The 26503-nt window shown below is 66.4% G+C and carries 27 protein-coding genes; 18 read left to right on the forward strand and 9 right to left on the reverse strand.

The features are described 5' to 3' along the window. Nucleotides 1-78: 78 nt before the first annotated feature. The 4 genes from hslO to gatC form a co-directional block, all read right to left on the reverse strand. Complete coding sequence (gene hslO, locus D893_RS05195) at nucleotides 79-1005, reverse strand: Hsp33 family molecular chaperone HslO (protein ID WP_077244140.1); 927 nt, start codon at nucleotides 1003-1005, stop codon at nucleotides 79-81. Next, on the reverse strand, nucleotides 1002-2438 hold the full coding sequence (gene gatB / locus D893_RS05200) for an Asp-tRNA(Asn)/Glu-tRNA(Gln) amidotransferase subunit GatB (RefSeq protein WP_110619285.1): 1437 nt from the start codon (nucleotides 2436-2438) through the stop codon (nucleotides 1002-1004). The genes hslO and gatB overlap by 4 nt, the downstream gene beginning before the upstream one ends. 11 nt (nucleotides 2439-2449) lie before the next feature. Continuing rightward, nucleotides 2450-3904 carry an Asp-tRNA(Asn)/Glu-tRNA(Gln) amidotransferase subunit GatA gene (gatA, locus tag D893_RS05205; RefSeq protein WP_077244138.1) on the reverse strand — a complete coding sequence of 485 codons (1455 nt, stop codon included), beginning with the start codon at nucleotides 3902-3904 and terminating at the stop codon, nucleotides 2450-2452. Between the two features lie 78 nt (nucleotides 3905-3982). Continuing rightward, nucleotides 3983-4270, reverse strand: coding sequence for an Asp-tRNA(Asn)/Glu-tRNA(Gln) amidotransferase subunit GatC (gene gatC / locus D893_RS05210; protein ID WP_077244137.1), 288 nt, complete (start codon nucleotides 4268-4270; stop codon nucleotides 3983-3985). Nucleotides 4271-4423: 153 nt separating this feature from the next. Between gatC and D893_RS05215 the strand changes: the two genes are divergently transcribed. From D893_RS05215 to rnd, 5 genes are all read left to right on the forward strand, one after another. Beyond that, the gene (locus tag D893_RS05215) at nucleotides 4424-5470 is read left to right on the forward strand and encodes a rod shape-determining protein (protein ID WP_018869798.1); all 1047 of its coding nucleotides are present in this window, start codon (nucleotides 4424-4426) and stop codon (nucleotides 5468-5470) included. Nucleotides 5471-5551: 81 nt separating this feature from the next. Then, the gene (gene mreC / locus D893_RS05220; protein WP_255349523.1) at nucleotides 5552-6415 is read left to right on the forward strand and encodes a rod shape-determining protein MreC; all 864 of its coding nucleotides are present in this window, start codon (nucleotides 5552-5554) and stop codon (nucleotides 6413-6415) included. Beyond that, on the forward strand, nucleotides 6412-6903 hold the full coding sequence (gene mreD / locus D893_RS05225; RefSeq protein ID WP_018947445.1) for a rod shape-determining protein MreD: 492 nt from the start codon (nucleotides 6412-6414) through the stop codon (nucleotides 6901-6903). Before mreC ends, mreD begins: the two co-directional genes overlap by 4 nt. Before the next feature lie 83 nt (nucleotides 6904-6986). Continuing rightward, nucleotides 6987-7292: a DUF1244 domain-containing protein gene (locus D893_RS05230; protein ID WP_024328231.1), complete on the forward strand. Its 306-nt coding sequence runs from the start codon at nucleotides 6987-6989 to the stop codon at nucleotides 7290-7292. Further along, nucleotides 7285-8445: a ribonuclease D gene (gene rnd, locus D893_RS05235; protein ID WP_024328232.1), complete on the forward strand. Its 1161-nt coding sequence runs from the start codon at nucleotides 7285-7287 to the stop codon at nucleotides 8443-8445. The genes D893_RS05230 and rnd overlap by 8 nt, the downstream gene beginning before the upstream one ends. 68 nt (nucleotides 8446-8513) lie before the next feature. Here rnd and D893_RS05240 read toward each other — a convergent pair whose 3' ends face one another. Continuing rightward, a complete protein-coding gene (locus D893_RS05240) occupies nucleotides 8514-8960 on the reverse strand; it encodes a hypothetical protein (RefSeq protein WP_024328233.1) in 447 nt (148 codons plus the stop codon). Between the two features lie 140 nt (nucleotides 8961-9100). On the opposite strand from D893_RS05240, the gene D893_RS05245 reads away from it, so the two are divergent. Both D893_RS05245 and msbA read left to right on the forward strand, forming a co-directional pair. Beyond that, entirely contained in the window at nucleotides 9101-9598 is a 498-nt protein-coding gene (locus D893_RS05245; RefSeq protein WP_018947449.1) for a SprT-like domain-containing protein, read from the forward strand. 104 nt (nucleotides 9599-9702) lie between these two features. Continuing rightward, the gene (gene msbA / locus D893_RS05250; protein WP_018947450.1) at nucleotides 9703-11496 is read left to right on the forward strand and encodes a lipid A export permease/ATP-binding protein MsbA; all 1794 of its coding nucleotides are present in this window, start codon (nucleotides 9703-9705) and stop codon (nucleotides 11494-11496) included. Between the two features lie 246 nt (nucleotides 11497-11742). Here the strand turns inward: msbA and D893_RS05255 are convergent, their stop codons facing one another. Genes D893_RS05255 through D893_RS05265 form a run of 3 tightly spaced genes read right to left on the reverse strand, consistent with a single transcriptional unit; the run spans nucleotide 11743 to nucleotide 14167 of the window. Further along, the gene (locus D893_RS05255; protein ID WP_110619286.1) at nucleotides 11743-13023 is read right to left on the reverse strand and encodes a 3-deoxy-D-manno-octulosonic acid transferase; all 1281 of its coding nucleotides are present in this window, start codon (nucleotides 13021-13023) and stop codon (nucleotides 11743-11745) included. Further along, on the reverse strand, nucleotides 13023-13595 hold the full coding sequence (gmhB, locus tag D893_RS05260; RefSeq protein WP_018947452.1) for a D-glycero-beta-D-manno-heptose 1,7-bisphosphate 7-phosphatase: 573 nt from the start codon (nucleotides 13593-13595) through the stop codon (nucleotides 13023-13025). The genes D893_RS05255 and gmhB overlap by 1 nt, the downstream gene beginning before the upstream one ends. After that, on the reverse strand, nucleotides 13592-14167 hold the full coding sequence (locus tag D893_RS05265) for an SIS domain-containing protein (protein WP_024328237.1): 576 nt from the start codon (nucleotides 14165-14167) through the stop codon (nucleotides 13592-13594). The genes gmhB and D893_RS05265 overlap by 4 nt, the downstream gene beginning before the upstream one ends. Nucleotides 14168-14307: 140 nt before the next feature. Here D893_RS05265 and D893_RS05270 point away from each other — a divergent pair, with 140 nt between their 5' ends. The 6 genes from D893_RS05270 to D893_RS05295 all read left to right on the forward strand — a co-directional run bounded on the left by D893_RS05270 (nucleotide 14308) and on the right by D893_RS05295 (nucleotide 20104). Then, on the forward strand, nucleotides 14308-15339 hold the full coding sequence (locus D893_RS05270) for a lipid A biosynthesis acyltransferase (RefSeq protein WP_110619287.1): 1032 nt from the start codon (nucleotides 14308-14310) through the stop codon (nucleotides 15337-15339). Further along, on the forward strand, nucleotides 15329-16423 hold the full coding sequence (locus D893_RS05275; protein ID WP_077244130.1) for a glycosyltransferase family 9 protein: 1095 nt from the start codon (nucleotides 15329-15331) through the stop codon (nucleotides 16421-16423). The genes D893_RS05270 and D893_RS05275 overlap by 11 nt, the downstream gene beginning before the upstream one ends. Further along, nucleotides 16416-17561 (forward strand): glycosyltransferase, encoded by a 1146-nt coding sequence (locus D893_RS05280; RefSeq protein ID WP_110619288.1) that lies wholly within the window; start codon nucleotides 16416-16418, stop codon nucleotides 17559-17561. The genes D893_RS05275 and D893_RS05280 overlap by 8 nt, the downstream gene beginning before the upstream one ends. Before the next feature lie 64 nt (nucleotides 17562-17625). After that, nucleotides 17626-18360, forward strand: coding sequence for a sulfotransferase family 2 domain-containing protein (locus tag D893_RS05285; protein ID WP_110619289.1), 735 nt, complete (start codon nucleotides 17626-17628; stop codon nucleotides 18358-18360). A 2-nt stretch (nucleotides 18361-18362) separates the two neighbouring features. Further along, complete coding sequence (locus D893_RS05290) at nucleotides 18363-19202, forward strand: sulfotransferase domain-containing protein (RefSeq protein WP_018947458.1); 840 nt, start codon at nucleotides 18363-18365, stop codon at nucleotides 19200-19202. Further along, complete coding sequence (locus D893_RS05295) at nucleotides 19199-20104, forward strand: sulfotransferase (protein ID WP_110619290.1); 906 nt, start codon at nucleotides 19199-19201, stop codon at nucleotides 20102-20104. Before D893_RS05290 ends, D893_RS05295 begins: the two co-directional genes overlap by 4 nt. 17 nt (nucleotides 20105-20121) lie before the next feature. Here D893_RS05295 and D893_RS05300 read toward each other — a convergent pair whose 3' ends face one another. Beyond that, nucleotides 20122-21222: a glycosyltransferase gene (locus D893_RS05300; RefSeq protein WP_110619291.1), complete on the reverse strand. Its 1101-nt coding sequence runs from the start codon at nucleotides 21220-21222 to the stop codon at nucleotides 20122-20124. A gap of 213 nt (nucleotides 21223-21435) precedes the next feature. On the opposite strand from D893_RS05300, the gene D893_RS05305 reads away from it, so the two are divergent. The 5 genes from D893_RS05305 (at nucleotide 21436) to D893_RS13740 (ending at nucleotide 26447) form a co-directional block, all read left to right on the forward strand. Continuing rightward, nucleotides 21436-22164 carry a sulfotransferase family 2 domain-containing protein gene (locus D893_RS05305; protein ID WP_110619292.1) on the forward strand — a complete coding sequence of 243 codons (729 nt, stop codon included), beginning with the start codon at nucleotides 21436-21438 and terminating at the stop codon, nucleotides 22162-22164. A gap of 14 nt (nucleotides 22165-22178) precedes the next feature. Continuing rightward, nucleotides 22179-23582 (forward strand): O-antigen ligase family protein, encoded by a 1404-nt coding sequence (locus tag D893_RS05310; RefSeq protein ID WP_246863879.1) that lies wholly within the window; start codon nucleotides 22179-22181, stop codon nucleotides 23580-23582. Continuing rightward, on the forward strand, nucleotides 23528-24517 hold the full coding sequence (locus tag D893_RS05315) for a glycosyltransferase family A protein (RefSeq protein ID WP_246863880.1): 990 nt from the start codon (nucleotides 23528-23530) through the stop codon (nucleotides 24515-24517). Before D893_RS05310 ends, D893_RS05315 begins: the two co-directional genes overlap by 55 nt. 221 nt (nucleotides 24518-24738) lie before the next feature. Further along, nucleotides 24739-25494 (forward strand): sulfotransferase family 2 domain-containing protein, encoded by a 756-nt coding sequence (locus D893_RS13895; protein ID WP_244269183.1) that lies wholly within the window; start codon nucleotides 24739-24741, stop codon nucleotides 25492-25494. After that, nucleotides 25491-26447 carry a sulfotransferase gene (locus tag D893_RS13740; RefSeq protein ID WP_146220541.1) on the forward strand — a complete coding sequence of 319 codons (957 nt, stop codon included), beginning with the start codon at nucleotides 25491-25493 and terminating at the stop codon, nucleotides 26445-26447. The genes D893_RS13895 and D893_RS13740 overlap by 4 nt, the downstream gene beginning before the upstream one ends. The last annotated feature ends 56 nt before the right edge of the window (nucleotides 26448-26503 follow it).

Consider the following 26503-nt stretch of genomic DNA (forward strand, 5'->3'; position numbering starts at 1 on the left):
GGCCAGGGGGCTGGCCTCCTGCGGGGCACGGGGCGCCCCCCTGTTCGCAGGGGGTCGACCGACCGGCCGATCCGCCCCCTATTGCGAGGTATCGGGCCCCGGCGGCTGCGCGTTGCCCGGACGGCACAGAGCCTCGGCATCCACCGCATCGAACACGTACTGCGCGTTGCAGAACTCGCAGGTGACCTCGATGCGGCCCTGCTCGGCCAGGATCGAGCGGATCTCGTCCACCCCGAGGCTCTGCAGGGTGGTGGCCACGCGCTCGCGCGAGCAGTGGCAGTGGAATTCCACCGTGGAGCCGTCGAACAGGCGCACGCGCTCCTCGGCGAACAGCCGGCCCAGCAGCGACCCTGCGTCCAGCTGCAGCAATTCGGCCGCCGTGGTGGTCGCGGCCAGGGTGGTCGCGCGGTTCCAGTCCTCGCTGTCGCGCGACAGCGGCTGCCCGCTGTCATCCGGCAGCCCCTGCAGCAGCATGCCCGCGGCGCGCTGGCCATCGGCGGCCAGCCAGACCCGCGTGGGGAGCTGCTCGGACTGCTCGAAATACCCGTCCAGGGCCGCGGCCAGGGTCTGCCCGCGCAGCTCCACAACACCCTGATAGCGCTCGCCGCCGTCCCCGGGATCCAGGGTCATCATCACCCGCGCGTCCTCGCCCAGGATCGCCTCCAGTGTGCCGTCTTCCGGCGGGGTCTCGTGATAACGGGCCACCCCGCGCAGATGCCCCTGCCCGTCCGCCTGCGCCACCAGCATGTGCAGCGGACCGGAACCCGTGACCTGGAGGATCAGGGAGCCCTTGAACTTGAGCGTGGCGGCGACCAGGGTGACCGCGGCGCAGGCCTGCCCCAGCAGGTCGCGCACCACCGGCGGGTAGGGGTGGCGCTCCAGCACCGCCTGCCATGCCTGGTCGAGGTGCACCCATTCGCCGCGCACCCCGGTGTTTTCCAGCATGAAGCGGTGCAGGGTATCGGCTTCGCGCGCGGATGCCGCGCCCATGCCCGCATCACTCATGCCTGATCCAGGCGTTCCTTCAGCCGCTCGTTGACCTGGGCCGGATTGGCCTTGCCCTGGGTGGCCTTCATCACCTGGCCGACGAAGAACCCGAACAGCTTGTCCTTGCCGCCCTTGTACTGCTCGAGCTGCTTCGGGTTGTTCGCGATCACCTCGTCGATGATGGCGTCGATCGCGCCGGTGTCGGTGATCTGCTTCAGCCCCTTGGCCTCGATCACGCTGTCGGCATCGCCCTCGCCGTTCCACATCGCCTCGAACACTTCCTTGGCGATCTTGCCGGAGATGGTCTCGTCCTGGATGCGCGCCAGCAGTCCGGCCAGCGCCCCGGCATCCACCGGGGCCTCGGCGAGCTCCACCTCGGAGCGGTTGAGCGCGGCGGAGAACTCGCCCATCACCCAGTTGGCGGCCAGTTTGGGCGCATTGCAGCCCCGCACCACCGCCTCGTAGAAATCCCCCATCTCGCGGGTCGCGGTGAGCACGCCGGCATCGTATTCCGGCAGTTCGTACTCGCGCACGAAACGCTCGCGCTTGGCGTCGGGCAGCTCCGGCAGGCGGCCGCGGATTTCTTCGATGAAGCCCTGATCGACCTCCACCGGCAGGAGGTCCGGATCGGGGAAGTAGCGGTAGTCGTTGGCCTCTTCCTTGGTACGCATCGAACGCGTCTCGTCGCGGTCCGGATCGTACAGGCGGGTCTCCTGCACCACGCGGCCGCCACCCTCGATCACGTCGATCTGGCGTTCGATCTCGAAGTTGATCGCACGCTCGACGAAGCGGAAGGAGTTGAGGTTCTTCAGCTCCGCACGGGTACCGAATTCCGCCTGGCCCTTCGGACGGATGGACACGTTGGCGTCGCAGCGGAAACTGCCCTCCTGCATGTTGCCGTCACAGATGTCGAGGTAGCGCACCAGCGAGTGCAGCTTCTTCATGTAGGCGACCGCCTCCTTCGCCGAACGCAGGTCCGGCTCGGAGACGATCTCCACCAGCGGGGTGCCGGCGCGGTTGAGGTCGATGCCGGTCATCGCCTCGAAGCCTTCGTGCAGACTCTTGCCGGCGTCTTCCTCGAGGTGCGCACGGGTCACGCCGATGCGCTTGGTCGAGCCGTCCTCCAGCTCGATGTCCAGATGCCCGCTGGCTACGATCGGCAGCTCGAACTGCGAGATCTGGTAGCCCTTGGGCAGGTCCGGGTAAAAGTAATTCTTGCGCGCGAACACCGAGCGCGGGGCGATTTCGGCGTCGACCGCCAGCCCCAGCATCACCGCACGCTCGACCACCCCGCGGTTGAGCACCGGCAGCACGCCGGGCATGCCCAGGTCCACCGGGCAGGCCTGACGGTTGGGCTCGGCGCCGTAGGCGGTGGGCGCCCCGGAAAAGATCTTGGAGACGGTATTGAGCTGGGCGTGGATCTCCAGCCCGATGACGGTTTCCCATTCCATGCTGCGACCCCTCAGGCAAAGGCCGACGGCACGCGGGCGTGCCAGTCGGTCTCCTGCTGAAACTGGTGTGCGACGCCGATCATGCGCGCCTCGTCGAAGTAGTTGCCGATCAGCTGCAGCCCGACCGGCAGCCCCTGCACCTCGCCCGCCGGCAGCGACATCGCCGGCAGCCCCGCCAGGTTGGCGGCGATGGTGTAGATATCCGAGAGGTACATCTTGACCGGGTCGGCGCTCTTGGCCCCCAGTTCGAACGGCAGTTCCGGCGTGGTCGGGCCCAGCAGCAGGTCGACGTCGGCGAACACCCGGCGGAAGTCGTCGGCGATCACCCGGCGGACCTTCTGCGCCTTGAGATAGTAGGCGTCGTAGTAGCCGGCGGACAGCACATGGGTGCCCACCATGATGCGCCGTTTGACCTCGGCGCCGAAGCCCTCGCCGCGCGAACGGGTGTACAGGTCCAGCAGATCCTGCGGATCCTCGCAGCGATAGCCGTAGCGCACGCCGTCGAACCGCGAAAGGTTGGACGAGGCCTCGGCCGGGGCCACCACGTAATAGGCCGGCACCGACAGGTGGCTGTTGGGCAGGCTGACCTCGCGGATCTCGGCGCCGCGCTCGCGCAGCACCCGGATCGCCTCGTCCAGCGCGGCGCGGATGCCGTCATCCAGGCCTTCGCCGAAGAACTCCTGCGGCAGGCCGATGCGCAGCCCGGTGAGGTCGGCGTCCAGCGCCGCGGTGAAATCCTCGGCCGGGCGTTCGAGACTGGTCGAGTCGCGCTCGTCGAACCCGGCCATTGCGTTGAGCATGTGCCCGCAGTCCTCGGCCGAGGCCGCCATCGGCCCGCCCTGGTCCAGGCTGGAGGCGAAGGCGATCATGCCGTAGCGCGAGACCCGACCGTAGGTCGGCTTGAGGCCGGTGATCCCACAGAACGCGGCCGGCTGGCGGATGGAGCCACCGGTGTCGGTGCCGGTGGCGCCGGGCGCCAGACGTGCGCCCACCGCGGCCGCGGAACCGCCGGAGGAGCCGCCCGGGACCCGCGCGGTGTCCCAGGGGTTGCGCACCGGACCGTAGAAGCTGGTCTCGTTGGACGAACCCATCGCGAACTCGTCCATGTTGGTCTTGCCCAGCATCACCGCGCCGGCGGCGTGCATGCGCTCGACCACCGTGGCGTCGTAGGGCGAGACAAACGGGTCGAGCATGCGCGAGCCACAGGCGGTGCGCACGCCGCGGGTGCAGAAGATGTCCTTCTGCGCCACCGGCACGCCCAGCAGCGGGGCCTCTTCGCCCTTCGCCAGACGCGCATCGGCGGCGTCCGCCTGCTCCAGCGCGGACTCGGCGGTTACGGTGACGAAGCTGTTGAGATCCGCATCCAGACGCTCGATGCGGTCCAGGTACAGGCGGGTGAGCTCGCGCGAGCTGATCTCTCGGGCGCGCAGCTTGCGTACCCAGTCGGAGAGGGTTTCCTGGGTCATGGACTCGGGACTCTTTCCTTCAAGCGTGGCTGAAAGCGGCGCACAGGGCGCGCCGCAGGCGATTCGGCGGATGGCGCGTCATTCAATGACGCGCGGCACCAGGTAGAGCCCCCCTTCCACCGCCGGGGCAATGGCCTGGTAGTCGTCGCGCCGGTCGGGCTCGGTGACCGCGTCCGGGCGCAGGCGCTGAGCCGCGTCCATCGGATGGGCCATCGGCTCCACCCCCTCGATGTCGGCGCCGTCGAGCTGCTCGACGAAGTCGAAGATGTCACTCAGCCCGCCGGCAAACTCGCGGGCCTGGTCGTCATCCATCGCCAGACGCGAAAGCTCGGCGATGCGCTGGACGTGTTCGGTGTCTACGGACATGGCTTGCGGACCCTCGCTGCGGGCGATAACGAAACACTCAGGGATACGCTGAGACGGAGCGCAAACTTACCACAACCCCGACCTTGCCCAAACCCGGGGCGGTTGCTAGAGTCCGTGACTTTCCCGCCGACCATGCAAGCAGGTTCGTACCCCATGCTCAAACGCCTCCTGGGGCTGTTCTCCAACGACATCTCCATCGACCTCGGCACGGCCAATACGCTGATCTACATGCGCGGCCAGGGCATCGTGCTCAACGAGCCCTCGGTTGTCGCGATCCGACAGGACCGGGGCCCCGGGGGGCCGCGTTCGATCGAGGCCGTCGGCATCGAGGCCAAGAAGATGCTCGGGCGCACACCGGAGCACGTCGTGACCATCCGGCCGATGAAGGACGGCGTGATCGCCGACTTCACCACCACCGAGAAGATGCTGCAGTACTTCATCAAGAAGGTGCACGAGCGGCGGATCTTCCGGCCCAGCCCGCGGGTGCTGGTCTGCGTGCCCTGCGGCGCCACTCAGGTGGAGCGCCGCGCGATCCGCGAATCCGCCTTTGGCGCCGGGGCGCGCAAGGTCTACCTGCTGCAGGAACCGGTGGCCGCGGCGATCGGTGCCGGCATCCCGCTGGACGAGGCGGTCGGCTCGATGGTGCTGGACATCGGCGGCGGCACCTCCGAGGTCGCCGTACTGTCGATGAACGGGATCGTCTACTCTGAGTCGGTGCGCATCGGCGGCGACACCTTCGACGAGGCCATCATGGCCTACGTGCGCCGCAACTACGGCGTCCTGATCGGCGAGGCCACGGCCGAACGCATCAAGCATGCGGTGGGTTCGGCCTATCCGGGCAAGGAGCTGCTGGAGATCGAGGTCAAGGGCCGCAACCTGTCCGAGGGCGTGCCGCGCTCGTTCACCCTGAACTCCAACGAGATCCTCGAGGCCCTGCAGGATCCGCTGTACGGGATCGTGTCGGCGGTGCGCACGGCACTGGAACAGACCCCGCCGGAGCTGGGTTCCGATGTCGCCGAGCGCGGCATCGTGCTGACCGGTGGCGGGGCGATGCTGCAGCAGATCGACCGTCTGCTGATGGAGGAAACCGGCATCCCGGTGGTCGTGGCCGATGATCCCCTCACCTGCGTTGCCCGCGGAGGCGGCCGGGTTCTGGAAATGCTCGACGAGAAACGGGTCGACTTCCTTTCCATGGAGTAAACTCCGGGCCCGGGCGCGCCCCCGGGAGTCGCCCCGCGTTCCGGAGGTTCGGTTATAAGCAAGCCCCTGTTCAGACTGGGCATCTCGCCCACGCTTCGCCTGCTCGTCGTGGTCCTGGTGGGGGTCGCGCTGATGGTGCTCGACCACCGCCTGAACGAACTGCAGACGGTGCGCAGCGTACTCGCCACCGTGGCCTACCCGATCCAGGTCGCGGTGGATGCGCCCATCCGCGCGGGCTCGCGGGTCCTGGAATCGTTCTCCAGCCGCGAGGACCTGGTAGTGGAGAACCGCATCCTGCGTCGCGAAAACAGCGAGCTGCGCGCCCGCCAGCTCCGCTTCGAGGCACTGCAGGCGGAGAACGACCGTCTGCGCGCCCTGCTCAACACCGCCCGCCAGGCCGACGAGGAAGTCCAGGTCGCGCAGATCCTTGCGGTGGACCTGGACCCGTTCCGCCAACAGATCGTGCTCGACAAGGGACAGCGCGATGCGGTGTATGCCGGACAACCGGTGATCGACGCCGACGGCGTTGTCGGTCAGATCCTCTCCGCCGAATACTCCAGCGCCACGGCCCTGCTGATCTCGGATCCCGGACATGCACTGCCGGTAGTCAGCGCCCGCACCGGCCTGCGCGGCATCGTCGTCGGCACCGGCAACCCCCAGCGCCTGCACATGCGCCACGTCCCGCCGCAGGAGGACATCGTCGAGGGCGACCTGCTGCTGACCTCGGGGCTGGGCGGGCGCTTCCCCGCAGACTACCCGGTCGCGCGGGTCACCTCGGTGGAACGCCCGCCGGGCGAGCCGTTCCTGGCCATCGAGGCGGAACCCCTGGCCGCGCTGGACCGCTCGCGCGAAGTCCTGCTGCTGTGGATGGAGGACCATGAACGCGACGCGATCCCGACTCCGCTGCCCACCGAAGACGAAACCGAAACCGGCCCGGCATCATGAGCGGCGGCGCGGGCATCCCCTGGCCGGTGCCGCTGAGCCTGCTGGCGGCGCTGGCGCTGGCCATCGTGCCGATGCCCGAGGGCCTCGCGCTGCTACGTCCGGAATGGGTGGCACTGGTCCTGATCTACTGGGCCATGGCCTTTCCCCAGCGCATCGGGGTGTTCACCGCGTTCGTGTCCGGACTGCTGCTGGATGTCCTGCTGGGACAACTGCTCGGCCAGAACGCCGTGGCCATGGCGCTGGTGGCCTATCTGACCATCCAGCTGCATTCACGCCTGCGGGTTTATCCTGTATGGCAGCAGATGATCGTGGTAATCGGCCTGATCGCCCTGTACAAACTGGTGGCGCTGTGGCCGCAGGGCCTGACCGGCCTGCCGCCGGGCACCCCGTGGTACTGGGCCCCCGTGCTCAGCAGCGCGCTGGTGTGGCCCCTGATCTTCGTGCTGCTGCGCGACGTGCGCAAACGCTGGCTGCTGCATCTCACCTGAACCGGCACGCGGGCCGTCGCACTCGGCCGCCGGCCTGCGGCATACTCCCCGAGCCATACAATCCCCATTCGACCGGAGGCCCCATGGATCCGAACAAGCAGCCCGAGATCGAGGCCGCGGTTTTCCGCCGCCTGCTTCAGCATCTGGACGAGCGCAAGGACGTCCAGAACATCGATCTGATGAACCTCGCCGGTTTCTGCCGCAACTGCCTGTCCAAATGGTATGTCGCGGCCGCCGAGGAACGCGGCGAGTCCGTCGACTACGAGGCCGCCCGCGAGATCGTCTACGGCATGCCCTACGCCGAATGGAAGGAGCGGTATCAGAAACCGGCCAGCACCGAGCAGCTGGAGGCATTCGAAAAGAACCGTCCCGACGAAGACCATGCATGATCACGGCCTGATCGACACCCCGGACGGCCTGCAGGCATTCCTTCAGGCCGTCCGGGGTGCCCCCTGGATCGCCCTGGACACCGAGTTCCTGCGCGAGAAGACCTATTACCCGAAGCTCTGCCTGATCCAGGCGGCCACCCCCGAGCACATCGCCAGCTTCGACCCGCTGGCACTGGACGTGAAGGGTCTGGCGCCGATGCTGCATGACCGGTCGGTCACCAAGGTCTTTCACTCCGCCTGGCAGGACATGGAAATCCTGCTGCGCGAGACCGGCGACGTACCCGCACCGGTATTCGACACCCAGATTGCCGCGGCGATGCTCGGCCACGGCGATCAGATCGGTTATGCCAATCTGGTCCGCGCGGTGCTGGATCACGAACTGGACAAGAGCCAGACCCGCACCGACTGGTCACGCCGTCCGCTGGATTCGGAGCAGCTGGCATATGCCGCCGACGATGTGCGCTATCTCGCGGCCCTGTACCAGCAGATGCACGCGGAACTGGAGAGCAGCGGGCGCCTGGAATGGCTGCAGCCGGAGATGGACGCCCTCGCCGACCCCGAGGCCTACCGCGCGGATCCCGAGGCGGCCTGGCGCCGGGTCTCCGGACACAAACGCCTGAAACCACGAGAACTCTCCATACTCCAGGCTGTGGCCGCATGGCGCGAACGCACGGCGCAGAGCAGCGACCGGCCGCGCAAGTGGGTCCTGAGCGATGACCTGCTGCTGGAGATCGCCCGCCGGGCACCCGCAGGGAGAGCACAACTGCGCGGGCTGCGCGGTTTCCCCTCGGGCATGAATGACGACCGGGTGCAGGGCCTGCTGGAGGCGATTCGGGCAGGACGCGAACGTCCGCAGTCGGAATGGCCGGCATTGCCGAAGCAGAAGCCGCTGTCCGAGGCCGACGAGGTGCTCGCCGACATGGCCATGGCCCTGCTGCGCGAACTCGCCCGCCGACAGGAGATCACGCCCGCGGCCATCGCCCAGCGCAAGGATGTTGTGGAACTAGTGCGCGGACGCGCGCAGGACAGTCGCCTCGGCAGCGGCTGGCGCCATCACGTGGCGGGCGCCGAGATTCAGCGCTGGCTGAACGGCGAAACCGCGTTGTCACGCGACCCCGCAAACGGACTCGAGCTGAAATCCACGGCCGGATGAGGCCGTCGGCTTTCTCCCGCGGGACGGGAGGGGGAGGGGCGGACCGCCCGCTCCCGCGCGCCCCTTTCTCAGGCGGCCTTGTAAACGCCGCGACGCGGCGACGTCAGACGACCCTGACGCTTGAGGTAGGCCAGCGTCTGGCTGATGTTACGGGTATCAAGCCCGGCCTTCTCGGCCTCGGCCTTGATGTCCTTCACGCTCATTTCGGGCTGAGAGGCCACGATGTCGCACAGTTTCTGGCTGATGGAACCACCGCCACCGCGACGCCCGCCGCGTGCGGACGAGGCCTTCCGCCGGCCCCCGACGCGCCCGCCCAGTTCCTCGATCTGGCGGTCGAGTTCGCGCAGTTCGGCCTTGTGCCGGGCGACCATTTCGCGGCGCTTTTCCTTCAGCGCCTCGCGTTTTTCCTTGCGCTCGGCTTCCTTGCGTTCCTCTTCCTCGCGCTCGCGTTCCCGTGCCAGGGCATAAAGTTCCTCGGCCGACAGTTCGGAAGCCTTCTTGTCATCCACAGCCATTACTCACTCCAATATTCGTTTCGATGTCTGCAGAATCCGCCTCAATGCGAATTCCGGAAGATAACGACGCATAAAATATTGCGGTCGCGCCATCTTTTGACAAATATGCCACGAATCCCCGAAAGAAACCAAAATTCTGCATGAATCTCGACACCGAATCGCGGGATCGCATCCGTCGGCGTACGCGTTCCTTTTACATCGAGGCCACCGGTCAGCCCGCGACCGCCACCCCGGAGATACGCTTTGATCTGCGCGGCCGCGCCGCAGGGCAATTCCGAGTGCACCGGGGTCAGGAGGCCATCCGTTTCAACCCCGAGGCCTTTGTTCACGACTGGGATGCGCATTTCCCGGAAACCATTGCACACGAAGTGGCCCATGCCGCGGTTTACGCCCTTTATCGCGGACGCCGGGTACGCCCCCACGGCGCGGAATGGCAGGCCATCATGCACCACCTCGGCGCCACGCCCCGGGTGCGTCATGCCACACCGCTCACACCCGCACGCCGCCAGCGCACCTATGCTTATGTCTGCGACTGCAGGCACCATGCGCTGAGCCCGCAGCGCCACGCCCTGATTCGCAACAAGGGTTACCGCTACCAGTGCCGGCAATGCGGGGGCTGGCTGCGCCCGAACGAATGACGCACCGCCGCGCCCCGGAGGCGCCCGGGGAGGTCTGTTATCATGCCTGCCCGGCTTCGCAGCCAATCCCGCAGCCGGCGTTCCGACCAGGACCCCGCAATCGCATGAAGAGAAAAGCACTCGACGCCACCCACCCCAGCGCCGGCGAATCCTGGAATCTGTTCCGCCGGATCTTCCAGTTCATCAAGCCGTACTGGCGCATGGGCATCGTGGCGATCATCTCAATGATCCTGGCCGCCGCTGGCCAGGCCGCCTTCGCCTGGATCATCCAGCCGCTGGTGGATGGCACGTTCATCCAGCAGGATCCGGATGCCCGCATCTGGGTGCCGCTGGGTCTGGTGGGCATCTTTTTCTTCTATGCATTCACCACCTTCGCCGCACAATACACGGTGGCCTGGGTCGGCCGTAAAGTGGTCAAGGACATCCGCCAGGCCGTATTCGATCAGTACCTGCGGCTGCCGGCAGGGTTCTTTGACCGGCATTCCTCCGGCACCCTGCTGGCCAAGCTTACCTATAACGTCAATCAGATCAGTGCGGCCGCTTCCAAGGCCATCCTGATCCTGGTCAAGGACAGCTTCACCATCCTTTTCCTGTTGATGTACATGACCTGGCTCAGCGGCTGGCTGATGCTGATCGTGTTCGGACTGGCACCCGCGGTAGCCCTGGTCATTACCGCAGCCAACAAGCGTTTTCGCAAGTTCAGCCGGCGTATGCAGCGCTCGGTGGGGGATTATGCCCAGGTCGCGGAAGACAGCATTCGCGGGCATTCGGAGGTCAAGATCTTCGGCGCCGAAGACTATGAATCCAGCCGCTTCCGCAAGATCAACGAGCGCCACCACCGACAGTTCATGCGCTACAAGACGGTGGAGGCCGCCAGTCAGCCCCTGTCACAGTTCGGTGCGGTCATCGCGCTGGCCATCATCGTTTATCTGGCCACCATGGACATGGTGATGGAGACGATCACCCCCGGCGGCATGATTTCCTTCATTGCGGCCATGCTTCTGCTGCTGCCCCCGCTCAAACGGGTGGTCAAGGTCAACTCGGAGATCCAGAAAGCGCTGGCAGCCGGCGAGAGCGTCTTCGAGGTGCTGGACACCTCCCCGGAACCGGACCACGGTGAACGCCGCCTGGAACGGGCCGAGGGACATCTCGAGGTCGACCATGTCTGGTTCCGCTATCCGCAGACCGAGGACTGGGTGCTGCGCGACATCTCGCTGGAGATCCGGCCGGGGCAGACCGTGGCCCTGGTCGGACGGTCCGGCAGCGGCAAGAGCACCCTGGCCAGTCTGATTCCACGCTTCTACGAACCCGAACACGGGGAAGTGCGCCTGGACGGCCATCCGGTGCGGGAATATCCACTGCGCGACCTGCGCGGGCAGATGGCGCTGGTCAGCCAGCAGGTGGTGCTGTTCAACGACACCGTGGCCAACAACATCGGCTACGGCCTGGCGCGCGAACCCTCCGCCGAAGAGCTGCACGAGGCTGCGCGCGCGGCCAACGCCCTGGAGTTCATCGACGACCTGCCCGACGGCTTCGACACCGTGGTGGGCGAGAACGGCGTGATGCTCTCCGGCGGGCAGCGGCAACGGCTGGCAATCGCCCGCGCCCTGCTCAAGGACGCACCCATCCTGATCCTCGACGAGGCCACCTCGGCGCTGGACTCGGAGTCCGAGCAGAAGATCCAGGACGCCCTGGAACAGCTGATGCGCGGGCGCACGACCCTGGTGATCGCGCACCGCTTGTCCACGGTGGAAGACGCCGACCGCATCCTGGTGCTGGACGACGGCCGGGTGGTGGAATCCGGCACGCACAACGAGCTGATGGAGGCCGGCGGGCATTACGCCGCGCTGCAGAAGGGCCAGTTCGGCGAGGAGGAACAGGCCGGCCCCGAAGAGTGATCTTCCGGCGCTGACCGGGCTGGCTGCGATTCAAACGGATGCGGTCGGAGAGCGAGTCATCCGGCGGTTCCGGGGAGTGACCCGGGCCCTGTCGGTTCGCGTGCGAGCACGCTTCCACGGGCGGGGTGATGCGAACAGAAAGGTGGGAGCGTGCTCGCACGCGAACATGGCCGGTGGACGCCCTCGATCCGGCCATAACCGATCGGCAGGTTCTGTGCCAGGAAGCCAGGCGGCGCCGGCACGGAATCAGCCTGCCGCCACCGTCTCCTCCAGCACACCCAGGACCCGCGCCACGGCACCGCGCCCGGAGGCCACCACATCCTGGCCGGCTACGGCCATGCGCCGCCCTCGTTCCGGGTCGTCGAACAGTTCGGCCAGAGCCGCGCCCAGCGCGTCGCCATCGGCGACCTCGATGCGGGCCTCCACGGCATCCAGGGCGCGGGCGACGGCGGCGAAATTCGACACGTCCGGACCGGTGAGCACCGGTCGCCCCAGGGCCGCCGGCTCCAGCAGATTCTGTCCGCCCAGCGGAACCAGACTGCCACCGACGAAGGCCACGTCGGCCGCGGCGAGATAGAGCCCCATCTCGCCGAGGGTATCCCCCAGCAGCACGTCGGCCTCGCGGTCCGCGCGGCCGGGCGCGTCCGCCAGCAGCGAGCGTCGCGCCACTGACAGGCCCGCGTCCGCGGCCGCCCGCGCCACCGTATCGAAACGCTGCGGGTGGCGCGGTACCCAGATCAGCCGTGCGTCCGGATGGTGCCTGCGCAAGGCGGCATGAGCCGCCAGCACAGCCTCGTCCTCGCCCTCGCGGGTACTGACCGCCGCCCACACCGGCACCTCCGCGGAACACAGGGCGGCACGGAGTGCCGCGCCCCCCTCGGCGCCCGCAGGCAGATCGCGATCGAACTTCAGGTTGCCGCCGATCTCCACCCGCCCGGGCGGCGCGCCCAGTGCCCGGAACCGCCCGGCGGCCGTGGAATCCTGCGCGAGGATTCGCTGCGGCACGCCCAGTACCTCGCCGATCAGCGGCTGCTGGCGCTGATAGCGCCGGAACGCACGATCCGAGAGCCGGCCGCTGGCCAGCACCAGGGGCACCCCGGCGCGCTCGCAGGCCGCGAACAGATGCGGCCACAGCTCGGTCTCCACGATCACCCCGGCACGCGGTCGGGCCGCGACCACGAAGCGCCGCACGGCGCCGGGGAGATCCAGCGGCAGAAAACGGTGGTGGACGTCGTCGATGCCCGCCGCCGTGATCCGCGCCGCGCCCTCGGGCGTGGTGGTGGTCACCAGCACGGGCACTTCGGGAAACCGCTCGCGCAGCCCCCGTATCAGCGGCAGGGCGGCCTCCACCTCGCCCACCGAGGCGGCATGCACCCACCACGTGCCCGATGGCGGCGCGCCACCCCGGCCCAACCATTCCAGGCGGCGCGCCGCCGGTACGTTATTGCGCGCGGCACGCCGCCACAGGACCGCGCCCATGACCAGCGCCAGCAGGTGCGACAGGACCGCGTAGCCGGCGCGCCGCATCAGGAGCGTTCCGTCTCCAGAAGCGCCGCCGCCTCCTGCAGGGAACGGATCCGGCGTGCCTGCGGATCCGCCTGCAGCGCAGCCGCCTGTTCCGCATCCGGGGTCTCCGGGGCGAACAGCAGCCGCGTGCCCACCCCGGCACGGCGCGCGGCCTCCAGGTCGGAGGGGCGATCTCCCACCAGTACCGAATGCGCCAGATCCACGTCCAGCGCGTCCCGCGCCCGCAACAGCATGCCCGGGGCGGGTTTGCGGTCCGGACAGTCGCGCCGCCAGGGCTCCAGCGCATCGCGCGGATGGTGCGGGCAATGATAGACCGCATCCAGACGTCCGCCGCGTTCGGCAAAACGGGCCCGCATCCACTGCGTCAGCCGCTCGAAGTCGTCCTCGCCGTAGTACCCGCGACCGATGCCGGACTGGTTGGTGACCACCACCACGGGGTAGCCGGCGGCACCGGCCCGGGCCACCAGTTCGAAGATCCCGGGCATGAAATCGAAGTCCTCGGGGCGGTACACATAGGCGTGATCCACGTTGATCACGCCATCACGGTCGAGGAACAGCGCCGGCCGGCTCACGGCGCCGCGTCGCCCTGCGCGCGGGCAACCAGGGCATCTTCCACCACGGCGCACAACAGATGCCCGATCAGCCCGTGCACCTCCTGCACCCGTGCGGTCGCGGCGTCCGGCACCGCCAGCAGGTGGTCCACCGCGGGGCCGGCGGGCAGCCCCCGCGCGCCGGTCAGCGCGACCGTGGTCAGGCCCTGGCGCCCGGCGGTTTCCAGCGCGCGCAGCACATTGGGAGACTCGCCCGAGGTGGTGAAGCCGACCAGTACGTCGCCGGGGCGCCCCAGCGCCTCGACCTGCCGCGCGAACACATGCTCGTAACCGAAGTCGTTGGCGATGGCCGTCAGCACCGAGGTGTCGGTGGTCAGCGCAACCGCCGCCGCGCCCGGCCGCACCACGCGGTAACGGCACACGATCTCGGCCGCGATGTGCTGGGCATCCGCCGCACTGCCGCCGTTGCCCGCGAGCAGGATCTGGCCGCCGGCATCCAGGCTGGCCAGCCAGCGCCGCGCGACGGCCTCCACCTCCCCGAGGAATTCCGCATCCTCGGCCAGTTGTCCGAACAGCCGGCTGGCGGCCTGCAACTCTGCTGCGATCCCTTCCTGCACGCGTTCCTCACTTTCGGGGGGCGACCCCGGAGACGGCCACCGGCGACGCCCCGTCCCGGCGGTCCCGAATGTACAATGCGCAACATTATCTACTCGACACCCGACTTCGACCAACGATGACATCGCAACGCCGCGAACAAGCCTGGCATCCGGCCAACTGGGGACAGGCCCTGGCCACAGCCCTGCTGTGGCTGCTCGCCCGCCTGCCCTGGCGCTGGGCGATCCGCCTGGGCACCGGGCTGGGCCACCTGCTCTACTACCTGGCGCGGGACCGGCGCTACGTGGTGCGCCGCAACCTCGAGCTGTGTTTCCCGGACCTCGACCCGGAAGAACGCGAACGCTGGGTGCGCGCGAACTTCGGCTACACCGGTCGCGGGGTGGCCGAGGTGGCACTGGGCTGGTTCGGCGGACCGGCGGTGGATCGCGTGCCGTGCCGCTTCCACGGGATGGAGCACCTGAAGGCGGCGCACGAGGCCGGTGACCCGGTGATCCTGCTGTCCGGGCATTTCTCCTGCATCGAGATGGCCGGTCGGCTGTTCGGCGCACAGGTACCGATGGCCGCGATCTACAAGCCCATGGACAAGAAACCGGTGCTGGAACGTGCCCTGCGTTACGGCCGCGAACGCAAGCTGGAACGCGTGATCTCCAAGGACGACATCCGCGGGATCCTGCGCAAGCTGAAAAAGGGCGGGACCATCTGGTACGCCGGCGACCAGAACATGCGGCGCACCGAGCAGGTGTTCGCGCCGTTTTTCGGCATGCAGGCCTCCACGACCACCGGCCTGTCGCGGCTGGCACACATGGGCCGGGCGCGGGTGCTGCCGATGTTCTATTACGTAAACGACGCCGGCGACGGCTACGAGTTCGTGGTGGGGCCGCCGCTGGAGGACTACCCGAGCGAGGATCGCGCCCGCGACGCCGCCCGCATGAACGCGGTGCTGGAAGACGCGGTCCGGCACGCGCCGCAGCAGTATTTCTGGGCCCATCGGCGGTTCAAGACCCAGCCCGAGGACGCACCCGACCCGTATCCCGGCCTGCGCACCAAGCATATCGGGCGCATGCCCTGGCAGAATAACAAGAAAAAGAAGGCCCTGAAGAAAAAGCGCAAGAAGGCCGCCCGCGAACAGGGCCCGGACGATGCCTCCTGAGTATTCGGCCGACCGCCCGCTGATCAATGCCCCGCCGGACGAGCTGTGCCTGCTACGGCTGTCGGCCCTGGGTGACTGCACCCACGTCGTCCCGGTGGTGCGCAGCCTGCAGGCCGCCTGGCCGCAGACCCGCATCACCTGGATCATCGGGCGGCTGGAACACCGGCTGCTGGAAGGACTGCCCGGGGTCGAATTCGTGGTCGTGGACAAGAACCGCGGCCGCCGCGCCTACGGCGACCTGCGCCGCGCCCTGCGCGGACGCCGCTTTGACGTCCTGCTGCAGATGCAGGTCTCGCTGCGCGCCAGCCTGCTGGGCCTGCAGGTCCCCGCGCGCCAGCGCCTGGGCTTCGACCGCCAGCGCGCGCGCGACTTCCAGTGGCTGTTCACCCGCCACCGCATCGCCCATCGCCCGCGCGAACACGTACTCGACGGCTTCTTCGGCTTCGCCGAGGCGCTCGGGGTGCGCGAACGCCTTCTGCGCTGGGACATTCCGGTGCCGGATGCAGCCCGGACCTGGGCCGCCGGCTACCTGCCCGCGGACCGACCCTGGCTCGCCATCAACCCGTGCTCCAGCGCGCGCTTTCGCAACTTCCGCAACTGGGCCCCGGAACGCTACGCGGCGGTCGCCGACCACGCCGCCGAGCGCCATGGCATGGACATCGTGCTGACCGGCGGCCCCACCGACCTGGAACGCGAATACGGCGAGGCCATCGCCGCGCAATGCCGGCACCCCGTCACCAACCTGGTCGGCCGGACCGACCTCAAGCAGCTGCTGGCCGTGCTCGAATGCGCTCAGGTGCTGGTCTCGCCCGACTCCGGCCCCGCCCACATGGCCAACGCCACGGGCACCCCGGTGATCGGCCTGTACGCCGGCTCGAACCCCGACCGCACCGGCCCCTATTGCAGCCGGCAATGGGTGGTCAACCAGTACCCCGAGGCCTGCCGGGCCGCGTTCGGCAAGCCGCCCGAAGACCTGCGCTGGGGCCGGCGCGTGCGCGAACCGAACGTGATGGAGCGCATCACGGTGGCCGAGGTCACCGAGCGCCTGGATGCACTGAGGCAGGCGACATCTTCCGATGCGTAATCGCGCCAAACACCCCGTCGCCCTGTTCTTCGCGACCTCCGGACACAGCGGGGTGGATCGCGTGGTGGCCAACCTGGTCCAGGAATTCGCAGACGTAGACCAGCCATTCGACCTGGTGACGATCTGCGGGCACGGACCGTATATCGACGAGCTGCCGGACAACGTCCGCCATGTCCCGCTGCGGGCCGCCCACCGCAACACCGTCCTGCCCGCGCTGATCGCTTATCTCCTGCGCCACCGCCCCCGCGCCCTGTACACCGCCAGCCACCGCCTCAATCGCGCGGCGCTGCTCGCGCGCGCACTGGCCCGACCGCGCATGCCGGTCGCGATCCGCATGGGCATGTCGGTCGCCGCCACGCTGGAGGCCCTGCCCCGGCGCCGGGCCCGGCGCCTGCAGCGCTCCATGCAACGCTGGTATCCCCGTGCGGATGCCGTGATCGCCCCGTCGGCCGGTGTCGGTGAGGACCTGCGGCGACTCGCCGGCGTGGTTCAACCGCATCTGCACGTCATCCCCAACCCGATCGTGACCCCGGACCTGCTGCAGCAGGCCAGCGAGGACCCCGATCACCCATGGCTGGGGGAAAACCGCGACCCGGCGGTCCCCGTCATCCTGGGCACCGGCTCCCTGGAGCCGCGCAAGGATTTCGCCACCCTTCTGCGCGCCTTCGCGCGCCTCCGCCAACAACGCCCGGCCCGTCTGATCATCCTCGGCGAAGGCCGCGAACGCCCGGCCCTGGAAGGACTGGCACGCGAACTCGGCGTCATGGATGACCTGTGCCTGCCCGGCTTTCAGGGCAACCCCTACGCCTGGATGGCCCGCGCCGATGCCTTCGCCCTGACCTCGCGACGCGAGGGCTCCGGCGCGGTACTGGTGGAGGCCCTCGCCTGCGGCACCCCGGCCGTTACCACCGACTGCCCCACCGGCCCCGCCGACATCCTCGGCCACGGCCAACAGGGCCCGGTCGTGCCCATGGGCGACGACGCGGCCCTCGCCGAAGCACTGCAGCAGGTACTGGACAGCCCCCCCTCGGCGGACACCCTGCGCCAGGCCACCACCCCGTTCGATGCGGCGCGCTCCGCCCGCGCCTACCTGGCCGCGCTCGGCCTCGCTCACCCGCCGGCATCCTCCGACCACTGATTGGTCGCGTTCCCGCGCCTGTGATCTAATCCACCCAGCCAGTCGCCCGACAAGGCCCTTCATCGTGATCATCTCGCACCGCAATCGCTTCATCTTCATCAAGACACGCAAGACCGCCGGCTCCAGCCTGGAAGTCGGGCTTTCGCGCGCCTGCGGGCCCGAGGACATCATCACCCCTTTGAGCGCCAATCGCGGCGAGGAAGAGCTGCGCCGGGCCGAAGGCGGTCAGGGCCCCACTAATTGCCACAAGCGCCCCCTCGAACACCGAGGATGGAAGGAATGGCGACGGCTGCTCTTCCGGGGACGGCGCACCGAGTACCCACAGCATGCTCGCGCGCCACAGATCCGTTCCTTTATCGGACCCGGAATCTGGCACTCCTATTTCCGCTTCACCATCGAGCGCAACCCCTGGGACCGGGCCCTGTCGCGCTACTGGTGGCAGAAACACCGCTGGGAAGAGAAGGGGCGCGATAACTTCCCGAACCTGAGCGAATACCTCGCCTGGCTGGAGGAACACAAGCCGCACTGGCTCAGCAACTGGGATCACTACACCATCGATGACGAGATCGCCGTGGACCGGGTTCTGCGCTACGAAAAACTGAATGCCGAACTTACGGAACTGCAGCAGGAACTGGGCCTCGGCACCGACATCCGGCTGCCCGAGCAGCGGGCCAAGAGCGGCTTTCGCCAGGGGCGGCAGGACTACCGCGAGATCCTGAGTGATGCCGACCGAGCGGTCATTGACCGCGTCTGCCGGCGCGAGATCGCCGCCTTCGGCTACCGTTTCGAGGACGGCTGAACATGGCCGCCATTTCCCGCAATCGCGGCCCGCTGCGCCGCGGCATCCAGCATATCCGGCGTCGCTGGCGGCGCCGGCGTGCGGACGTCCACCTGATCTCCTACCCCAAATGCGGGAGGACCTGGCTGGTCGTGCTCCTCAGCAAGGCCCTCGAACTGCATTACGGCATCCGTCTGCGCAAGCCGCTGCGCCTGCGGGGCTATGCCCGCCCCTGGCGCGACATCCCCTACATCCTGCAGCACCACGACGGCGGTCCGGAGTTCCTGCTGCCGGAGGAGCTGGAGCAGGACAAGAGCGACTATGCGGGGCGCAAGGTCGTCTTCATGGTCCGCGACCCCCGGGATGTCCTTGTTTCGTCCTATTTCCAGAAGACCCGCCGCAACGCGAACTACCAGGGCCGAATGGAAGACTATGTCAGGGAGCGGCGCGGCGGGATCGAGACATTGGTCGATTTCTACAACATCTGGGCGCGCAACCGTGACGTGCCGGGCGATTTCCTGCTGCTGCGCTATGAAGACCTGCACGCCGACACCGCTGGCCAGCTCCGGCGGGTGCTCGAATTCATCGGCATGCAGGACGTATCCACGGAAACCCTCCGGGCCGCGGTAGACTTCGGCCGCTTCGACAACATGCGCCAGCTGGAATCCCGCAACGCGATGGGGAGCAGTTCGCTGGCCGCCCGCGACGCCGACGACGCCGAAAGCTACAAGACCCGCAAGGGCGAAGTCGGCGGCTACCGCGAATACCTCGACGGCGAGAGCCTCGAATACGTCGAGGCCATCATCAACGAACGCCTGGACCCCTGGTACGCGGGCTACCGCTATTACAGCGCTGCATCATGACCACCCGTGCGATCCCCCCCGTCATCATCATCGGCATGCACCGCTCGGGCACCAGCCTGCTGACCCGGGTACTGCAGCAGGCCGGATTCTTCATGGGCGTCGGTGCCAGCCGCAACGAGGAAGCCGCATTCACCAACGCGATCAACGCCTGGCTCTTCCGCGAGGCCTCCGCGACCTGGGACCGTCCGGAGTCGTTCGACTGGTTGCTGGAAGACGAAACACTCAGGCCGTGGCTGCTGGACTACATGGAAGGGGTCGTGCGCGGACCGGCCAGTCTGCGCTTCCTCGGGTTCCGCCGCGGACTGCGCGGCGGCGGCATGCCCGGGCAAATCGCTCCCTGGGGCTGGAAGGATCCGCGCAACACCTACACGCTGCCGTTGTGGCTGGAGCTCTTCCCGCAGGCCCGTGTGCTGCATATCACGCGGCACGGCGTGGATGTGGCAGCAAGCCTGCGCGCCCGCCGCCGCGGGGTCTTCGACAAGCGCGTGCACCGCTATCGATCCCTGCGGGGGTGGTATTGCAATCACCCCGGCGCCCCGGCACGTCGCGGCTTCGCTCCACAGGTACGGTGCCGTACGCTGGAAGGCGGCTTCTCCCTGTGGGAAAGCTACCTGCAGCGAGCCCGGGAGCATGTCCGGGCCCTGGGCCCCAATGCCATGGAGATCGCCTACGAGGACCTGCTGACGGATCCGGCGCGACTGCTGCCGCAGGCCCTGGAGTTCTGCGGCTGCCCCCCCGATGCCGAACGGGTGGCCGCAGCGGCCGCGGCTTTTCGTCCCGACCGGGCCCACGCCTGGCAGCATGATGAAGAGCTGCGCACCTTTGCTGCCAGCGTATCCGACCGGCTCGCCCGGCTCGGTTATGTCCCGCCTGCCGAGTATGTCTCCGACAGAACCGGATAACGGCAGCCGGCCGCGCCTCACGAACGGGCCGCAGTCGACTCTGCCTTCACCAGCCCCATGACCTGCGCATACCGAAGGGCGACACGGTCGCTGCGGAAGCGATCCAGGCCTTCGCGGATCCGCTCCTCCCCGGGCGGGTTTTCCAGCGTCGCCTCCAGGGCCCCGGCCAGGGCATTCGCGTCCCCCACCGGCACGAGCGGACCGATCCGACCGTGCTGAAGGATCTCGGCCGGGCCGGAAGGACAGTCGGTGGCCACCGCCGGCGCTCCGGCCGCCAGCGCCTCGATCAGGACGTTACCCAGCCCTTCATAACGCGAAGAAAGGCAGAAGACCCCGGCCCGGGCGAAATAGGGCAACGGGTCCGGGACATAGCCGGGAAGGTCAACGGCCTCCGCCACCCCCAGCCGCCGTGCCTGCTCCAGCAGGGCTTCACGCAGGGGGCCCTCGCCCAGGATCACCAGCCGCACCGCACGCCGTTCGTGCACCCGGGCGAAGGCCTCCAGCAGCGTGGCAAAGTCCTTCTGCGGTGTCAGACGACCGGCCCCGACAATGACCGGCGGTCCGTCACCGGCGAACCAGGGATGATCCACCGGCGCCTTCACGCGCTCGGGGATGTCCGGGGTTACGGTCGGGTTGTAGATCACCTCGATCCGTTCGGGATCCACGTCAAAATGCTCGACCAGGTCATCCCGGACGCCTTCGGAGATCGCGATGACCCGGTCGGCATGCCGGTACAGCCAGCGCGCCGAACGGCGCTTAAATGGGCGGCGCAACGTCTGGCTCGGAGTATTGGTCACCTTCACGAACACCGGCGACGGCACCCACCCCAGCATGCGCCCCAGCACCGCCACCTTGGCCGAATGGTCCTTGGCGGTCAGCACGGCCCCGGGCGGATCCTGCCGCAGCAGACGCCGCAGCTTGAACAGGCTGTCGAATTTACCCCTGCTCTGAAGATCCACTACCTCCACGGCCGCCGGGAGTTCCTCCGGGTAGGGCACCTGTCCGCCGCGGGTCAGCACAAGCCGGGGCCGGATGCCCAGTTGCAGGAACTCCCGACTCAGGATCAGCATCTTGCGCTCGATCCCGCCCCAGGCCTTGAAGGGTGCAAAAATCACCAATTGCGAGTTCAATGCTGTCGCCCCCGTTAACCGGCCGGAATGAAGGCGCGCACGCACCATACTCGATCTCGTGTACACATATGATACATCCTGCGAAATTCCACACCCGGCTTAACCGTGTCAGGCTCAAGTGAGCCGCTCACCTGGTCGGCCCTGCTCGGTTTGTGGTGTAATAAGACCGATATTCTCGCCAAACACCGGGGGCCCCGCCGGATGATCGTTTGCCACCGGCACCGCTTCGTCTTCATCAAGACCCGCAAAACCGCCGGCAGCAGCATCGAGATCGCGCTCTCCCGCCTGTGCGGCCCCGGAGACATCGTCACGCGCCTGAGCTCGGAGCGGGGCGAAGAAAGACTCCGACAGGAAGAGGGCGGCTATGGCCCCACCGGTGACCGGAAGCCCGTTCGTGCACACCGCGGGTTCCGGGAGTGGCGCCGGCTGCTGACGCAGGGACAACGCGCACGCTGGAGGCAGCACACTACTGCACGAACTCTTCGCGCGCTGCTTCCTCGCCATGTATGGGACAGCTATCTCAAGGTCACGGTCGAGCGTAACCCATGGGACCGTGCCCTGTCGCGGTACTGGTGGATGAAGGGCCGACGCGAAGAACAGGGGCAGACGGATTTCCCCAGCGTGTCCGAGTACCTGGTCTGGATGGAGAAAAACAAGCCTCAGTGGATCTCCAACTGGGCACACTACGCCATCGACGATGACCTCCTCGTCGACCGGGTTCTTCTTTACGAACGGCTCGAGTCGGATCTGGCGGAACTCGCGCAAACGCTCCGGGTCGACGCGACGCAATTACAACTACCTGAACAAAAAGCCAAAGGCGGATTCCGGAAGGACACGCGCTCATACCGGGATGTACTCGGCCAATCAGACAGGACCCTGATCGAACGGGTCTGCGAACCCGAGATCCGAGCCTTCGGATATCAATTTTAAGCGCCGCGATGATCATGATGGAATCAACCGCTGAGCCCGGCACCGAGGGCAAACAAGGCCTCGGGCCACTCAGGCACTGGGCCATTGGCTCGGCATACGGCTTCGCCTTCTTCGGGTCCATCAGCATATCGCTGGGCCAGCTGTTCCAGGCAATCATGCTGGTGCTGGCCATCATTATCGTCATCCAGCACTGGGCGGCTCTGCGCAGTTCCCCGATGCTTTGGGTAACGGTGGGGTTCATCCTCTACGTCATAGGGCGGGGGGCAGCAGCGGCGCTTTTAGAACGCCCCGACATGGCTGCCGAACAATGGGAGGGAACCGGTGACTGGGTCCGAACCGGGCCACTCCCCATCCTGCTGGTGGGCCTGATGCTGGCAGCGAGCGGCAACTGGATCCGTCATTCGCTCGGGGTCGTGGTCACCTGGGCGCTGGGCTTCCTGCTGATGCTGGCCAGCGGCTTTTCCTTATCGGAGCTGCATGCCGCCATTTTCGAAGGACATCGCTACATGGAGGGTGTCAACCCCTGGATCGATGGCCTCAAACTCGCGACCCTGGTTCTAGCGGCTCTCGCCCTGGCACCCGCCCTGCTGGGGCAGACACGGGGGTGGGGACTGGTATGGCGCATCACCCTCTGGGTCTGCGCAACGACCGTGGCGTTGGTCGGCATCGTCGTCTTTCAGGCCCGGACCATCTGGCTTGCCGGTCTGGTCGGTCTCGTATTCCTGGTGCCGGCCATGCTCTGGTTCGGCCGCCGGGAACTCTCGGCGAAACATTCTCGCACGGTCGGCGTCACCATTCTGCTCGGCCTAATGACGGCGGCAGGGGTACTCGCCGCATCATGGGACAATATTCAGGACCGGTGGGCCGCGGGCGACCAGGGTGAATTTCTCCGGGCTATGATCACCACGCCACCGAGCAACTGGATCGAAGAGCTGCCCTCGGACGGGCAGGCCATCCGGGCCGCTTATCTAGTGACAGGGTTCGGATATCTCATGGAACGCCCGATGATGGGATACGGGCCAGCTGATCCGCGATATCTCCGATTCGAGGACCCTGATCTTCCCGAGGTCCTTGAAGGCCGACAGGGGCATTTCCATAACGGCCACCTTGAGATAATGCTCCGGTTTGGAAGCATCGGATATGCATTCATCATCATGACAATCCTGCTCTCCATCAATGAAATACGGATTCAGCTGAGACGAAACCATGCAGCGCGCTTCCTCGCACTTGCGGCAGCTGCGTTCCTGATAACGTTCCTCGTCGCATCACTGGCCAGTGCAAACCTCAACCGTTTCCGGGTGGAACACCTGTATGCGATCATGCTCGGGGTAATGTGGGCCGCCGCATTCGCCCGAAAACTCGGATGGGACCACATCCGGCCAACTGTTCCCCCCACTCGATCCAACGAACCGAGCTAACCGTGCGGATTGTCGTCTTTTCCTACAACCGGGGCCGTTACCTCCACAATTGCCTCGACTCGCTGTTTCGGCATGCACCCCATTATCCCGTTACGGTGATGGATGACGGCAGCACCGACCCCGCAGTGGACATCGCACTGGAAGCGTTTGGCGAGAGGATCCGAGTCATAAGGAACGACCGCGCAAGCACTGCATATCTGGGCGGTCTCTACGCCAACATGCAACAGGCCCTGGATGATCGCGACAGTGACGACCTGGCCCTGTTCATCCAGGACGACCAGCAGATCGTGCGGGATCTGGACGATCGGGACGAGCAACACTGGAAGCGCTTTTTCGCAGTCCATCCGGAAGCCGTGGAACTCGCCACCACGTTCCTCAAGGCCAACCGGCGCCCCGGTTCGCTCAACTTCCACATCGACCCGGAAGTGCCAGTTTATTTCCGCGATGACTCAGTCAGCCGCCGCGCCCACTTTGCTGCCACCGGATTGTTTCACACCGCTCGCCTGCGTGAAGTCAACTGGGGCTTCATGCCCACCGAAGGCGAAAACAACCAGCAGGCTCGCGAACTCGGCGTCAGAATGGGGTTTACACCGTATCCATTCATGATGTGGCTCCCCAATGCCGAGAGTTCAAAATTCCGGCGCAAGAGCCTCCTTCACCGCTTCGCCGAATGGTATCGGGAAGTCGGATTCTATCCGTACGAACCCATGACCCCGTCCGAAGTGAAGTGGCTTTACGAACGCGACCTGAGCAGATTGCCGCTTGCCCAGGAGGTGCTCCGGCCGACCGGCATGAAGGAAGACCAACAATGGCTCTTCGAAGATGCGACGAAATCCATTCGCTTCATTCATCGACGTCTGAAACGCAAGAAAAAGAAGGAGGCCGCTCGCGCAAGGAACAAGGGCCGCAGCCATGAAGAGCGCTCCGGTGAATGAGCTCCTCATCCACGTCGGGATACCAGGGACTGAATCACATCCAACTGCGGACAAAACGCATGGACTGCCGATGGAGCTGCATAGGAAACAGAAATACCGGGAGCGGCTAACCGAATTCCCGATTCTGGTTTTGTGGGCACGAGTAAACGAAACGGTTCATGGCGGCAATACAAGGTTGCCCCAATCGCTTGAGACCGATCTTTCCGAGACGGGCTATTGACATGCTGATCTCTCATGAATACAAGTTTATCTTCATCAAGACCGGAAAGGTCGGCGGGACATCGGTGGAAATGGCCCTTTCAAGGTTCATGGGCCCCGAAGACATCATCACTCCACTTACCTGGGGTGATGAGAAGGAACGCTACCAACGCGGCTATCCTACAGCACAGAACTTCGAACAGGCATTGCGCACCCTGACGCCCCGACAATGGCCACGCTGGCTTCGTTCATCTGTCGGCACTCGATCAGGCAACCCGGAAAAGGCCCTGCGAGCGACAACCCGCGCCCCCAAGCGCTACTGGGATCACATGCCCGCCAGGGCGATACGTGAGCGCGTGGGCGAAGAAATCTGGAACTCGTACTACAAATTTTCCATTGAAAGAAACCCTTGGGATAAAATGGTGTCTCGGTACTTCTGGGATCCCAAGAAGCGGAAGACGGGGCTTTCATTCCGGGACTTCATTCTGTCCGGGAACGGACTGAAGAGCAATTTCGACTGCTACACCGTCAACGGCATCCTTGGCGTAGATCGATTGATCCGCTATGACCGGCTGAACGAAGAGCTGGGCGACGTGTCCCGTGAGCTTGGACTACCGGAGGATGTAGGTGAAACTCTGCGGGGCCTTTCTGCCAAGGGGGGGTATCGCAAAGCCCGGGATGTGGTAAGCCTTTATGATGACGAGACGCGAAGGATTGTCGAGGTCTTCTTCGCAAGGGAGATCCAGTTGCTGGGTTTCGAGTTCGAGGAGTGCCCGTGACGAAAAGCAAGATTTTTGTGATCTCCCTGCACCGCACGATGACTCGCAGCACGGACATCCTTCTGTCCAGCCTGGGGTACACCACACTCCATTTCCCCAAATTCTTCAATGGCGAGAATCTGATGGAGGCAGTACGTGGGCTGGAGGATAACCCTGAACGGGTACTACAACGGCTGACCCCACTCATTGAGTCGCGTGACGCCTTCAGCGACGTCCCGTTTCCAGGCCTTTACCCGCAGCTCGCCGAGCGCTGGCCAGATAGTCGCTTCATACTTGTCCATCGCGACCCTGACCACTGGGAACGTAGCGCCCGCGGACATATGAAGGACCGGAAACTGTCACCCTACAACCGGATTCAGTACCGTCTCTACGTGGATGCAAACATCCAGCGATTGCCTGAGATTCCGAAGGGAAGGCTTGCAGAAATCCACGAACAACACACGCATCAGGTACGGGAGTATTTTGAGAAACATCTGGGCGAGGCAGATCGGCTCTGTACTGTGGACATCGCAGACGGCAACGCCGGGGAACAAATCTGCGCATTTCTGGGACACGATCCGATACCCCTCCCCCGGCTTTCGGGACGCCCGTCCCCCGAGGATATGAAGACAAGCCGCGAGTGGGTGGAGGCTTGCCCATACAAATCTGATGCCCGGTATTTCCTGGCTACCAACCTCCTGAATGTCGGAAGGGTTGGGGAAGCCCGGGAGCATCTGCGCTGCGCGATCCAGCACGAGCCGGACCAGCCGAAACCCTATGCCATGTTGTCCGAGATTCTTGAACGGGATAACGACCGCGAAGCCGAGGTGATGGCTCATCACGCTGTCCGGTGCGGGCTGATACGCCCGAGGCTCTGCTCCCGCGCAGCCCGTGGGCGAGCGCGAGCGGGCCACTGGAAAGAGGCTTTTTCGCTCTGGATGACCGGTCTCACCCATCGCGTGCGACGCCACTGAAACGTCGTGTGTCTCTCAAGAGAGCTTCGGTGACGAGTGCCAACGGAACATGGACC

Source organism: Thioalkalivibrio sp. ALE21, assembly GCF_003208255.1.
GTDB classification, from domain to species: Bacteria; Pseudomonadota; Gammaproteobacteria; order Ectothiorhodospirales; family Ectothiorhodospiraceae; genus Thioalkalivibrio; species Thioalkalivibrio halophilus.